The sequence below is a fragment of the Kitasatospora sp. NPDC056800 genome, assembly GCF_042789775.1.
GTDB lineage: Bacteria > Actinomycetota > Actinomycetes > Streptomycetales > Streptomycetaceae > Kitasatospora.
In genome coordinates this window covers 16,732-27,999 of record NZ_JBHUAL010000129.1, presented here as the reverse complement: position 1 = coordinate 27,999, position 11,268 = coordinate 16,732, and the positions used below count along the sequence as shown (strand labels likewise).

14 protein-coding genes and 1 pseudogene are annotated in these 11,268 nt (G+C 74.7%); 4 read left to right on the top strand and 11 right to left on the bottom strand.

What is annotated here, in order from left to right; genetic code table 11:
• Positions 1-10: 10 nt before the first annotated feature.
• Positions 11-241, bottom strand: coding sequence for a ferredoxin (locus ACFRQN_RS25650; protein ID WP_117491216.1), 231 nt, complete (start codon positions 239-241; stop codon positions 11-13).
• Positions 238-1,446 (bottom strand): cytochrome P450, encoded by a 1,209-nt coding sequence (locus ACFRQN_RS25645; RefSeq protein WP_380742397.1) that lies wholly within the window; start codon positions 1,444-1,446, stop codon positions 238-240. The genes ACFRQN_RS25650 and ACFRQN_RS25645 overlap by 4 nt, the downstream gene beginning before the upstream one ends.
• 259 nt (positions 1,447-1,705) lie before the next feature.
• On the opposite strand from ACFRQN_RS25645, the gene ACFRQN_RS25640 reads away from it, so the two are divergent.
• Both ACFRQN_RS25640 and ACFRQN_RS25635 read left to right on the top strand, forming a co-directional pair.
• The gene (locus tag ACFRQN_RS25640) at positions 1,706-2,332 is read left to right on the top strand and encodes a class I SAM-dependent methyltransferase (RefSeq protein WP_380742395.1); all 627 of its coding nucleotides are present in this window, start codon (positions 1,706-1,708) and stop codon (positions 2,330-2,332) included.
• Positions 2,333-2,438: 106 nt separating this feature from the next.
• On the top strand, positions 2,439-3,080 hold the full coding sequence (locus ACFRQN_RS25635) for a nucleotidyltransferase domain-containing protein (protein ID WP_380742393.1): 642 nt from the start codon (positions 2,439-2,441) through the stop codon (positions 3,078-3,080).
• A gap of 35 nt (positions 3,081-3,115) precedes the next feature.
• Here ACFRQN_RS25635 and ACFRQN_RS25630 read toward each other — a convergent pair whose 3' ends face one another.
• The 5 genes and pseudogenes from ACFRQN_RS25630 to ACFRQN_RS25610 form a co-directional block, all read right to left on the bottom strand.
• Positions 3,116-4,264, bottom strand: a complete 1,149-nt coding sequence (locus tag ACFRQN_RS25630) for a Fic family protein (protein WP_380742400.1) — start codon at positions 4,262-4,264, stop codon at positions 3,116-3,118.
• Positions 4,265-4,534: 270 nt separating this feature from the next.
• Positions 4,535-4,984: pseudogene (locus tag ACFRQN_RS25625) on the bottom strand (alcohol dehydrogenase catalytic domain-containing protein); the annotation flags it as partial.
• Positions 4,985-5,053: 69 nt separating this feature from the next.
• A complete protein-coding gene (locus tag ACFRQN_RS25620) occupies positions 5,054-5,236 on the bottom strand; it encodes a hypothetical protein (RefSeq protein WP_074003242.1) in 183 nt (60 codons plus the stop codon).
• Positions 5,233-5,460: a hypothetical protein gene (locus tag ACFRQN_RS25615; protein WP_049659115.1), complete on the bottom strand. Its 228-nt coding sequence runs from the start codon at positions 5,458-5,460 to the stop codon at positions 5,233-5,235. The genes ACFRQN_RS25620 and ACFRQN_RS25615 overlap by 4 nt, the downstream gene beginning before the upstream one ends.
• A gap of 152 nt (positions 5,461-5,612) precedes the next feature.
• A complete protein-coding gene (locus ACFRQN_RS25610) occupies positions 5,613-6,335 on the bottom strand; it encodes a CHAP domain-containing protein (protein ID WP_380742390.1) in 723 nt (240 codons plus the stop codon).
• Between the two features lie 240 nt (positions 6,336-6,575).
• Here ACFRQN_RS25610 and ACFRQN_RS25605 point away from each other — a divergent pair, with 240 nt between their 5' ends.
• Entirely contained in the window at positions 6,576-7,472 is an 897-nt protein-coding gene (locus tag ACFRQN_RS25605; protein WP_074003244.1) for an XRE family transcriptional regulator, read from the top strand.
• Positions 7,473-7,536: 64 nt separating this feature from the next.
• Here ACFRQN_RS25605 and ACFRQN_RS25600 read toward each other — a convergent pair whose 3' ends face one another.
• The 3 genes from ACFRQN_RS25600 to ACFRQN_RS25590 form a co-directional block, all read right to left on the bottom strand.
• Positions 7,537-8,073 carry a glycosyltransferase gene (locus ACFRQN_RS25600; RefSeq protein WP_380742388.1) on the bottom strand — a complete coding sequence of 179 codons (537 nt, stop codon included), beginning with the start codon at positions 8,071-8,073 and terminating at the stop codon, positions 7,537-7,539.
• 236 nt (positions 8,074-8,309) lie between these two features.
• On the bottom strand, positions 8,310-8,450 hold the full coding sequence (locus tag ACFRQN_RS25595; RefSeq protein ID WP_380742386.1) for a hypothetical protein: 141 nt from the start codon (positions 8,448-8,450) through the stop codon (positions 8,310-8,312).
• A gap of 53 nt (positions 8,451-8,503) precedes the next feature.
• Positions 8,504-9,232, bottom strand: a complete 729-nt coding sequence (locus ACFRQN_RS25590; protein ID WP_380742384.1) for a DUF4232 domain-containing protein — start codon at positions 9,230-9,232, stop codon at positions 8,504-8,506.
• Positions 9,233-9,509: 277 nt separating this feature from the next.
• Between ACFRQN_RS25590 and ACFRQN_RS25585 the strand changes: the two genes are divergently transcribed.
• Entirely contained in the window at positions 9,510-10,061 is a 552-nt protein-coding gene (locus ACFRQN_RS25585) for a hypothetical protein (protein WP_380742382.1), read from the top strand.
• 90 nt (positions 10,062-10,151) lie between these two features.
• Here the strand turns inward: ACFRQN_RS25585 and ACFRQN_RS25580 are convergent, their stop codons facing one another.
• Positions 10,152-11,096, bottom strand: a complete 945-nt coding sequence (locus ACFRQN_RS25580) for a hypothetical protein (protein ID WP_380742380.1) — start codon at positions 11,094-11,096, stop codon at positions 10,152-10,154.
• Positions 11,097-11,268 lie beyond the last annotated feature (172 nt).

The following is an 11,268-nucleotide window of genomic DNA, read 5'->3' as shown; positions in this document are numbered from 1 at the left end:
CCACCGGCCGTCAGCGCGCCGGATCCAGCCGGAGCGCCGAGGCCGGGCACCTGGCTGCCGCCTCCCGGGCCTCTTCCGCCGCCCGTCCGACGGGCTCGGCGGCGAGCACGACGACCTGCCCGGCCTCGTCCTGGTCGAACACCGACGGCGCGGTCACCGCGCACTGCCCCGACGACACGCACCGCGAGGTGTCCGCCACCACCCGCGCGGCGGGCCGCTCGCGCTGCCGCTCCCCGTTCACCACAGGACCGGGACCTCGCCGAGGCCGCCCGCCAGCCGTTCGGAGTGGTCGCGCAGGCTGTGCGCGTCCACCGCCAGCCGCAGGCCGGGGAAGCGCCGGAACAGCGCGGTCAGCGCGATCTGCATCTCGGTGCGGGCCAGCGCGTTGCCGATGCAGTAGTGGCCGCCGTGCCCGAAGGCGAGGTGCGCGTTGGGGGAACGCGACGGGTCGAAGGCGTCCGGCTCCTCGAACGCCCGCCCGTCCCGGTTCGCGGCGTTGATCGCCACCAGCACCGCCTCGCCCTTCGCGATCGCCGTCCCCGCGAGGGTGACGTCCTCGCGGGCGTAGCGGGTCAGGCCCAGGGCGCCGGGCGCGGCCATCCGCAGGACCTCCTCCACGGTGGCGCGGGCCGACCCCTCGGGGTCGGCGGCGAAGCGGTCCCGCCGACCGGTGTCGCTCAGCAGGAACAGGACCCCCAGGTCGATCCGGGCCGAGGTCGTCTCGTGGCCCGCGAACAGCAGCCCCACCGCCAGGCGGGCCATCTCCTCCTCGGTGAACGAGGGGTCCTGCGCCTGTACGGCCAGGATGTCGCTGATCACGTCCTGGCCCGGCCGCTTGCGCTTCTCCTCGGCGATGGCGGACACGTACGCCTCGAACTCGGCCATGGCGGCGGCCCCGTCGGCCCCGCCGTACAGCGCGGCGATCCGCTCGGACCAGCCGCGCAGCAGGCCACGGTCCTCGACCGGCACGCCCAGCAGCTCGCAGATCACCATCACCGGCAGCGGGAACGACAGGTGGTCGTGCAGGTTGACGACGCGTCGCGGATCCCCCGAACGCTCCTCGTCCATCGCGTCCAGGCAGGACGCGGCGAGTTCCCCGATCCGCTCGCCCAGCCGCCGCATCCGCGGCGCGCTGAACGCGGGCGCCAGCATCCGGCGCATCCGCGTGTGCTCCCGGTCCTCCTCCTCGGGCGAGGGGGCGGGGCGCGTGTGCAGCGCCGAGGACGAGATCCTCGGGGCGCCCTCGGTGTCGGGGCGCAGCCGGGAGAACCGGGTGTCGCTCAGGATCTCCCGGGCTTCCTCGTAGCGGGTCACCAGCCAGGCCGGGTCGCCGGCTGGTGTCGTCACCCGGGCGATCGGGCCTTCCTCGCGCAGGCGCGCGAGCAGCGGCGCCAGGTCCAGGGCGTTGGGGCGCTCGAAGGGTAACTGCGGTGCGGGGGCGGTCATGGTCTCTCCTCGCCGGCCGAAGGGCCACAAGAGCAGTGAACGCTTGACGGAGCCGTACTCTCCTTGCCCGTCCGGACCAGGGCGGAGGAGTGCCCTTCCGGCCAACAAGTGAGAGTCGACTCTCTTTTAATGGGAGCGTAACACCACCGGCACGCACAGTCAGCCTCCCGGGCGCTGCCGGGAGGAGGGCACCCGTCGAGGCCGGCGGCAGCCGAAATGCTGTCGCTCCGCCGGTCAGGGACCGCTACGGTGCGCCGTTGTGGATGACGAAGACCCGAAGGACCTGGTCCGGCGTGGATACGACCTGCTGTCCGCGCATTACGAACGCGCGTTCAACAGCGAGACGAAGTACGGATCGTGGATCGAGGAGTTGCTCGGGCGGCTCCCGGAGGCGGGCACGGTGCTGGACGTGGGGTGCGGGACCGGAGTCCCCGTGGCCCGCTCCCTCGCCGCGACGGGGCACCGTGTCACGGGCGTCGACATCAGCGACGTCCAGATCCGGCGGGCACGGGAGCTGGTGCCGGAGGCCGAGTTCATCCGGGCGGACGCCACGACCCTGGCGTTCCCGCCGGGGACCTTCGACGCTGTCGTCTGCCTGTACGCGCTGATCCACATTCCGCTCGGGGAGCAGCCGGCCCTGCTGGGGCGGATCGCCTCGTGGCTGCGGCCGGGAGGCTGGCTCCTCGTCACCACCGGACACCAGGCCTGGACAGGCACCGACGAGAACTGGCTCGGCGGCGGGGCCGCGATGTGGTGGAGTCACGCGGACGCGGCGACCAACCGGTCCTGGCTGCTGCACGCCGGCCTGGAGGTGGCGCACGAGGAGTTCGTCCCCGAGGGCGACAGCGGCCACGTCCTGTTCTGGGCACGGCGGCCCGTGAGCTGACGGGCCGTGCGGGATCGTGGCCGTGCGGGGCCGTGGCAGAACTGAGCGGTCGCGGGACGTACGCCGCCCACAGCCACGGCGGGCCCTCCGCTGATAGGTTCCAGCGATGAGCGAGCAACTGCCCGACGGCGGCGTCGAACTGTCCCCCGACGAGATCGAGGCCCTCCCCGCCAGGTGGTCGTCCTGCTGGGCCCCGGGTGAGGTCGCGCAGCGGCTGGCCGGGATCAGCACGCCCTGGTACGTGGCCGCGGGCTGGGCGCTGGACTTGTTCCGCGGCAGGCGGACGCGCGCTCACGGCGACATCGAGATCGGGATTCCGGCCGCGGGCTTCCCCGAGGTCCGCGACCGCTTTCCCGGGTACGCCTTCGACGCGGCGGGCAGCGGCCGGATCTGGGCGGACGCCGCGCCGGAGGTACTGGCCGCCGTCCACCAGACCTGGCTCCGCGATCCGGCCACCGGCGACTACCTGCTCGACGTGTTCCGCGAACCGCACGACGGCGACACCTGGATCTGCCGGCGCGACGAGACGATCCGGCTCCCCTACCGCGAGATCATCCACCACACCCGGGACGGCATCCCGTATCTGGCCCCCGAACTGGTCCTGCTGTTCAAGGCCAAGCACGTCCGCGAAAAGGACCAGTCGGACTTCGACGCGACCGTCCCGCACCTGACCCCGGCTCAGCGCGAGACCCTGACCGGCCTGCTCACCCGCGTACACCCGGGGCACCCCTGGCTCGCGGACCTGTAGCAGCCCCCACTGGGCCCCGTGTCAACGGCCGCCGGTCACTGAGCGGCGGCGCGGCTCTGCCTGAGGTGGATCTCGACGGAGCGGCACAGGCTCAGCGCGTCGTGCGGGTCGTCGGCCCGGTAGCCGAACCGGCGGATGAGCAGCACCGAGTCGAGGGTGACGCCTGCGCGGGCCAGCACGAACAGCAGGGTGAGCAGGGCGGCGCGGGCGTTGCCGTCGTCGAACGGGTGGAAGAAGCAGACATCCAGGTAGACCCGGGCCGCCCTCGCGGCCAGCGGGATCCGGCCGTCGGCGGCCTGCGCCAGGCAGGCGTCGAGGCGGGCGCGGGTGTCGGGGCCGATCCCGTAGCGCTCCTCGCCGCCTTTGGCGAAGGCGGGGCGGGTGCGCAACGGCGGCGGCTCGGGGGTGCCCAGCACATGCTGCTGCCAGCCGCGCAGCAGCTCGAAGTCGAGCACGGCACAACGCGCCGCGTCGGCCCGCACCAGCTCCAGTGCGGTGAGCAGGCCGGCGGCGCGGGCGGGGTCCACGGCGGCGTCGAAGAAGCGGAAGTCCTCCGCCGCTCCGTCGCGGGCGGGGGTCACCGGCCCGCTGTCCGTGCCGTCCTCGCCGTCGGCGCCGTCCGACCACGGCACGCTCTCGCGCACGGCGAGCCAGCGTTCCAGGTGGTCCGGGAGCTCGCCCGGGTCCGGCGACCAGTAAACGTCCTGCGGACGCAGTGGGCCGACGAGTCGCTCCGCGACCTCATCGGCCAGGACGGTGTCGGGTGCGGTCCAGCTCTTGAACCGGCCGCCGACCGCCTGTCGAACCAGTCGCTCGGCTGGCTCGGGGGCGACGCCCCAGTAGCCGAGGAACCACTCCAGGACCTGCCGGCAGTGCCCGTACCAGCCGCTCTCGGCGCCCGTCCGGTCGGCCACCTGCAGGATCAGGTTGCGGGCGGCGCGCTCCCACAGGATCCGGTCCGCGTCCAGGGTCTCCGGGTCCAGGGGGTAGGCCTCGAACCACTCCGCGAGCCGCTCCAGCCAGTCACGCCACTCGCACAGCGCCGCCACGACCCGGTCGAGGGTCTGCTCCGGGGTGGTGATCGAGTGCGATCCGCAGCACCAGTTCCCGACCGGCCCGCCGTCGACGTCCCCCTCGCCGAGCGACCAGCGCCACCCGGCCGCCCAGCGGCCGTAGCGCTCCATCAGCACGTGCGTCATGGCGTCGGACCAGGGTTTGGCCACCTCCCAGGCCCAGTTGACCCTGGTCAGATCGATGGCCGGGTCAAGCCGGGAGGGCACCCGCCGCGCCGGCCCGAGGGAGCGGATCACCCCCGCCACCGAGGCGGGGTCGAAGGGGTGGTTGGTGGGGTCGACGTCGTCCCAGGTCAGGTCTGTGGGGTGGAGCGTGTTGAGCACCGGGTCAGGGTGCCACGGGGCCCGGGGGCGCGAGCAACACCTTTTCCCGCACTCCACGCTGCCGACGTTGCCCGAGGCGCCGTTGACGAGGAGCACGGTGCCGCCGACCACGCCCAGCCGGTCGAGTCCGCGCGCCGCGGTCTCGAGGGCGGCGGGCAGGGCGGCGGCGTCGGCGAAGCGGACGGACGCGGGCAGCGGCGCCCAGTACGACAGCACGGCCGACTCGGCCTGGGCGCCCCCGTGTTCGGACAGGCCGACGACGCGGTCGCCGACGGACACGTCGGTGACGCCCTCGCCGACCTCGTCCACGACACCGGCCGCCTCGTGTCCCAGCGTCTGCGGCAGTTCCTCGTCCATCAGGCCCGCGCGCTTCTTCCAGTCGCTGGCGTTGACGCCGGCGGCGCGTACCGCGACGCGGATCCGGCCGGGGCCCGGGTGCGGGTCGGGAAGGTCCACGACCTCCAGGACCTCGGGGCCGCCGAAACGGCTGAACCGTACTGACTTCATCGTGGACTCCGTTCCGAACGGCAGCGGTGGGACACCGGGTTGAACACGGCGGCAGGCCGGCCCCCGCTGTCAGGCGAGGCGCTCGCCGTCGTAGAAGACGCCGCCGGTGGGCCCGTCGGCGGGCAGGGTCGCGGCCCAGGCGACCCACACGGCGCTCTCCGCGGCGGGCCGATCCTCCTCGTCGATGACGACCCGGCCGCACCCGCCGACCGACCGGCCGGCGACTGACCGGAGCGGGGCCGCTCTCGTCACTCCGGCAGCGAAATGCCCAGTTCCCGCAGGCGGGGCAGGCAGGCTTCGAGGCACTGCTCCACCGAGGCGGCATCGGTGCGCACGAGGATGTCGTCACGCAGCGGGGCGCCGCTGGCCACGAACGTCCACGGCTTGCGCTGCTCCGCCATCCGTTCGGCGTCGGCCTTGAGCAGCACGGTGATGCCCTGTTCGGCCAGTGCTTCCATGATCGCCAGTACGTCCACCGGTGGTCTCCCCCTCGTGAAGTGCGTCGAACGTGCTCGAACGCGCCACGGTGAACCTACCGGTCGAGGCCGGGCAGCGACGGCCAGGCGGCGACGGCCGGGCCCCGGACGGATGATCCGCCCGGGCCCCGGCGCTGGTGGAGGCGGGCCGGTCAGGCGCCGGGCACGCTGACGTAGCCGGAGATGTGGAGCTTCTGCCCACCGCCGCGGGCGTCCGCGGGCTTGACGTGGCGGTGCGTCACCTTGTCCCCGACGTTGCCCTCGACGGTGTCGATGGTGCCGTCGTGGCTGACGGCGACGACGACCCCGACGTGGCCACCCTTGGCGTAGGCGGGCGGACCGTAGACGACGAGGTCTCCGGGGACGGGGGTGTAGGGGCGCTCGCCGCGCGCGGGCTGCCGGTTGTGGAAGAGGTGGTGCTCCTGGCCCCACTTGCCGACGCCGCGTCCGGACAGGGTGGTCGGCGCGGGCTTCACGCCGGCCTGGTGCCAGATCCAGTCGGCGAACGCGGCGCACCAGGCGGTCTTGGCGCACTTGCTCTGCTTCTCCGTCCCGTCGGCGTAGGCGAAGTACTTGTCGCACGTGCCGGTCTTCTCGGGATCCTGGCCGGCCGGGGTGATCTGGCCGCGGGCGATGGAGACGATCCGCTCGCGCAGCGCGGAACGGGCGGTGACGCCATCGGACACGGTGGCGGTGTCGGTCGCGGATTCGGTGTCGGTGGTGGTCCGGACGGCGTGCGCACCGGCCGGGAGGGGGCCGATGGTGGCCGCGGCGGCGGTGCCGAGGCCGCCGAGCGTCCCGGCGGCCACCAGGGCGACGGCGGCGGTCCTTCCGGCGCGGCCCACGAGGGCGGCGAGCAGACGCGAGCGTGTCATGTTCATGATCTCTCCTTGGATGCGCCCTCCACCACCCCGGGCAGGCCGCAGCCTGCCCGGGACACGGGAGGAGGTGGGGTTTCCGCCGGGGATGCGCCCTGCGGCCGACCACCACGATTGCACGCCCGACCGCCGGACTCCTACGCTGTGTGAACGCCTGGTTACCCATGCATATGCGGAGCGCCTCCGTACGGCCCTGACCTGGGCCTACGCACAGCCGAGGGAAGAGGGACCGAGCCGATGACGCACAACCGGCCGCCGCAGGCAGCCGATGAACCGGACCAGCCGACGGCCGCAGCCGCCCGCGCCGAACTGGCCCGGACGCTGCGGAGGTGGCGTCAGGAGGCCGGGAACCCCACCCAGGTGACCGTGTCCCGGCGCACCGCGATCGCCCAGACGACCCTCTCCCGCTACGAGAACCCCGACGGCAGGTACCCGGCACCGGAAGCGGCGCTCCACTCCCTGGCCGCGTACTACGCGGTCGCCGACGGCGCGCTCGTCCGCGCGCTCGGGCTCAGGGCGGCGATCGACGGCGGCACGGGCGACGCGCCGCCACCGGAGCCGGTCCCGGAGCCTGCGGCGGCCACCGCACCGGAGGCACCGGCGCCCAGTGCCGAACCGACGGCCGGTCAGGAACCCCGTGGCGGGCGATGGCGCCGGGCGGCGTGGGCCGCCGGGGGCGCGGCCGTGGCGGCGGCCGCCGCCGGCGCGCTCCTCTACGCCCTGGCGGGCCCGGACACCGGCGCCACCGTCGCGCCCGCCCCGCAGGCGATGCCCGCACCGACGGCGGCCGCCTCCTGCGACGGGGCGTCCTGCCTGCACGTCGACCCGGTCGGCACCGTCTGCGACCGCGACGCCGCCACCGCCGCGGCCGACCGCGACTTCGGCGTCCTGATCGAACTGCGCTACAGCCCCTCCTGCCACGCCGCCTGGGCCAAGATGAGCGGCGGCTCCCCCGGCGACCGCGTCCAGGTCTTCGGCACCCCGCCCGAGCAGGAGGAGTACCGCCAGCAGTCCGGCCACGACGCCCACAGCAAGATGGTCCGCGCCGCCCGCCCCGCCGACGCCCGCGCCTGCGCCGTCGTCGACAACCGGGGCACCGTCTGCGCCGCACGCCGGGAAGCCCCCACGGGATGACGCGGGAGAGCGGGCACAGCCGGGTCGGCGAGCCGCTCGGATGGAAGCCGACGGTGACCGCCCGTCAAGGACGAACGGATCCGGCGTACTCCCCCCTCGCGATCCGGGGATACGAGGTCCAGACGTCGTCCCCGCAGCGCGCGGCGTGCTGAGGCCCACGGTTCACACACACGCCCGCAGTTCCGCGATGTCCAGCGGTGGCAGCCGTGACAGCTCGGCGTCGGCGGCGGCCGTGGCGACGGCGTAGCGGGAGTCGGCGAGGAGGGCCGAGGCCGTGCCCGGCGAACGCGGTGGTGTTGCCGGGCTGGTCGGCGACGACGCCCAGGCCCAGGACGGGTGTCGTCGCCTGCACCGCGTCGAGCAGGGAGGCCCGCCCGCCGTGCGTCACGAACAGGTCCACCTGACGGAGGAGCGCGGGCTGCGGGACGTGCTCGACGACCGTGATGCGGGGGTCCGCGCTCGGCAGGTCCCGCGCGAGGTGTCCGGCGGACACGATCGCCTCGCAGCCGGTCGCGGAGAGGGCGGCCATGACCTCCCGGTACACGCTCCTCACGACGCCGCGCAGACCGGACATCGCGGTGGTCAGGGTGCCGAGGCTCACGTAGACGAGCGGGCGGGAGGAGTCGGGACGGTCCGGCCGCTCGGGGGCGGTGGTCCGGAACGCCGCGACGGTGCGCCGGACCGCGCGGGCCGATGACGAAGTCGAGTGCGGACACGTGCGACGGTATCGGCTCGGCGGTGACGGCTATCCGCAGGGCCATGGGGACTCCAAACAGCGTTCTGCGGGCGCGCGGAATCCGGGCCCGCTTGCCGAGGTCGGCGGGTTGCGACGGGGCGTCAGGAACCGGCACCGGGTGACGGCGGCTTCCGCGACGGGGCCGCGCCCGGACCGTCCTGACGGCCCAGGACGAGGACCTGGAAGGCCGCGCCGCCGTAGACGACCAGGAGCCGGGCGATCCTGCGGGGCGTGCTGCGCATGCTGGTGTGCCTGCTCTCGTAGGGTGCTGTCGGCTGGTCGGAGGGAGCCCGGGTCACCAGGAGACGGCGTCGTCCAGCGACTGCTGCCAGTAGCCGACCTTGAGGGAGTCGTCCACGTAGGCGCCCTCCGCGGGCAGCGACGGGTGGGCCCCGGTGCCGACGCTCTCGTTGCCGGAGGGGCCGTGGAAGTAGACGGTCAGGGAGTTCACGGTGTGGCCGTTCGAGCCGTCGGTGCCGTCGGTGGAGGACAGGTTCACGGAGGCGTAGCCGGACTCGCCGGGCTGGAGGGTGACCACGGCCTGCGGCTTCGAGTCGGTGATGACAGGGGGTACGGACTGGGCCTCGCCGAAGCGGACGGCCGGGTAGCCGTAGAGGTAGCAGGTGCCGGAGCCGGTGTTGGTGACCGTGAGCAGCAGGTGGTTCACGGGGCGGTTCAGCGGGGCGGCCGTGGTCGCGGTGTTGGAGCCTTCGCAGGTGGCCGGCTTGGCGGCCGCGGGGGCGGCGGGGGTCTTCGGCGTCGGGGTGCCGGTGGTGGGCTTCGGGGCGGTGGGCCGGGGTGCGGCGGCCGGCTCCTGACTGGCGGACCCGGTGGTGCCACCGGCGTCGGCGGACGGGGCCGTGGAGGTCGAGGCGGACGCAGCGGCGGGCGCCGCAGCCCTGAGCGAGGGGCCGGTCGCCGTATCGATGACCCCGCTGTCGTTGCACGCGGTGAGCGAGAAGGCGGCGACCACGACGCTCGCGGCGGCGCTGACCAGACGGGTGCGGGAGGTACGGACGGACATGTGGTCGCGCCCCTTTCGGCATGGGCTCGGGTGCTGCGTCGGTCGGACGGCCGAAGCCTGCGCGACGGTCCGTCCCAGCCGCCACGTCTGGCGCCGCACCAGGGAGGGTGGGACGGCGAAGGGGGCTCTGACCAGCGGGAACGAGGCCGGCCTGGAACGCCGGAATGGGACGCCGAGGGGACGCCGAGAGGACGGACGGGGCAGCTGCCGGAGGGCACGGGGCCGAGGCGCCCCGCGTGTCGTCGGGCCTCGCGAGCGCGTCTAGGGTGTGGGAGCTATGCGACTGGTCGAGATGGAGACAGCCCGGCAGGACTGGAAGGGCATGCTGTGCGGCTGCGGCGGTTCGGCGGAGCACCTGGCCCGGGATCTGCTGCGGCTCGCGGGCGGGGGGTCCGGGGCGGAGCCGGGCCAGGTCGACCTCGAATGGCATGTCTGGTCCCCGGTCGTCCTGTGGGAGCCGGCTCCCGCGGTGGCGTCCGTTGCGCTGGCGGCACTGGCCGATGACGTCGCACCGGCGGCCCGCGCGCGGTTCCTCGAGCTCCTTCAGTGCCTGGTGGCGGGCGAGGGCACGGACGCGGAGTCCGCCCGACGAGGACTCGATCTTCCGGAGCTGTGCAGAAACGTTGCCGCGCAAGGTCTCTGGCTGCTCTACGGGGAGGTGATGGCGAATCGGTCCCTCGTCGGGGCGGGCACCGCCTTCGAGATCCTCACGGTGGTGGAGCCCGACAGGGCTCGCCTGCACCGTGTCCGGGAGCTCGCGGCCGACTGGCTGCCCGTGTGCTGCCGGACCGGCCTGTGCGATGACGACCTGTGGGCTCTCGACCGCTGACCTCGCCGGAGTTGTGGCCGCGCTGCCGTGGACGAGCCGCGCTGCCCGCTGCCGGGCTTCCGCGGCTCGTCTCCCTCCCGGAGGACGGGGTCAGGGGGCCGGTGACCGCTTGCCCGACACCCCGGCGGCGCGGTGGCACAGCTCGACGAGGGAGCCGAGGAACTGGCCGCCGTACGCGCCGGCGGCGGCGCAGGGGTCCGCGTCGGCGGCCTGGCCGCCGGCCGGCCGCCCGGCGTCGGGAGCGGGCCGCGGTCGGGAGCCGGCGGCCGGGAAGCCCGGTCGCCGCCCCGGGCTCGGCACCGGTGTGCGCCCTGGCCCGCCGTCGCCCTGGTCGGCGGCCTGCTCCTCCTGGTCGCCGGCGGGCCCGGCGTCCGGCGCGGGGACGGGCTCAGCGGTCGCGAGTTCCGACGGGGACGGCACGGGGACCGGCACCGGTGAGGCCGAGGGCGCGGAGCGCTCCAGGACCCCCACGACGGCGGGGGCGGCCGGCTGGTCGTCGGGGACCGGTCGCGGGCCCATCCCGAGGTAGGCCCGCGGGCCGGCGTCCGCCGCTCCCGAGAGCAGTGCCGTCGCGAGGACCACCGCGACGACCGTGCCGCGCCCGAACGCCCGGACCGGGGACGGGCAGCCGGGCGGCCGCCGGGCGCCGGGGACCGCCAGAGGGACCGCCGAGGGGGCGGCCGCCGCCGACTCCGCCCGGCGCCGGCAGACCTCCGCGTTGCGCGACGCCGCCCACTGCTCCGACGCGCCCAGCCCGGCCCACGCGGTGGCGGCCACGGCGAACAGGTCGGCCGCCCGCAGGGGGTCGCCGCCGACCGCCGCGACGTACGCCCGCACCTCCTGCGCCCGCAGCGTCTCGGGGTGCAGGGCGCCGCGCTCCAGGGCGACGTACCGGTGGAGCTCCTCGGCCAGGCGGGTCGCGAGGGCCGTGTTCCCGGCCTCCATCGCGCCCCGGATCAGGGCCACCCGGGGCGCGTAGGCGGCCGGCAGCCTCTCGGCGGCCGTCCTTGACGACGTGTCGGCCGTATCGGTCATGGGCCCCTCGCAGGTGGTTCTCCGAACGATGGATGACGTCACGTATACCGGTCGGAGCCACCCCGGGCCGGTGCCCTGTCAGCCCATCGGGTGAATCGTCACCGACCGGTCCACGGAAGTCCTCCGGCGTTCGGGCCGCTCCGGTAAGGCGCCGCCCGGCCCGGCCGCCGGT

What these genes read in the sequence shown, in the direction of transcription:
- ACFRQN_RS25645 (WP_380742397.1), bottom strand. Translation starts at nt 1,446, where the DNA reads ATGACCGCCCCCGCACCGCAGTTACCCTTCGAGCGCCCCAACGCCCTG.
- ACFRQN_RS25635 (WP_380742393.1), top strand. Translation starts at nt 2,439, where the DNA reads ATGAGCGAGCAACTGCCCGACGGCGGCGTCGAACTGTCCCCCGACGAG.
- ACFRQN_RS25630 (WP_380742400.1), bottom strand. Translation starts at nt 4,264, where the DNA reads ATGGAGCGCTACGGCCGCTGGGCGGCCGGGTGGCGCTGGTCGCTCGGC.
- ACFRQN_RS25610 (WP_380742390.1), bottom strand. Translation starts at nt 6,335, where the DNA reads ATGACACGCTCGCGTCTGCTCGCCGCCCTCGTGGGCCGCGCCGGAAGG.
- ACFRQN_RS25605 (WP_074003244.1), top strand. Translation starts at nt 6,576, where the DNA reads ATGACGCACAACCGGCCGCCGCAGGCAGCCGATGAACCGGACCAGCCG.
- ACFRQN_RS25595 (WP_380742386.1), bottom strand. Translation starts at nt 8,450, where the DNA reads ATGCGCAGCACGCCCCGCAGGATCGCCCGGCTCCTGGTCGTCTACGGC.
- ACFRQN_RS25590 (WP_380742384.1), bottom strand. Translation starts at nt 9,232, where the DNA reads ATGTCCGTCCGTACCTCCCGCACCCGTCTGGTCAGCGCCGCCGCGAGC.
- ACFRQN_RS25585 (WP_380742382.1), top strand. Translation starts at nt 9,510, where the DNA reads ATGCGACTGGTCGAGATGGAGACAGCCCGGCAGGACTGGAAGGGCATG.
- ACFRQN_RS25580 (WP_380742380.1), bottom strand. Translation starts at nt 11,096, where the DNA reads ATGACCGATACGGCCGACACGTCGTCAAGGACGGCCGCCGAGAGGCTG.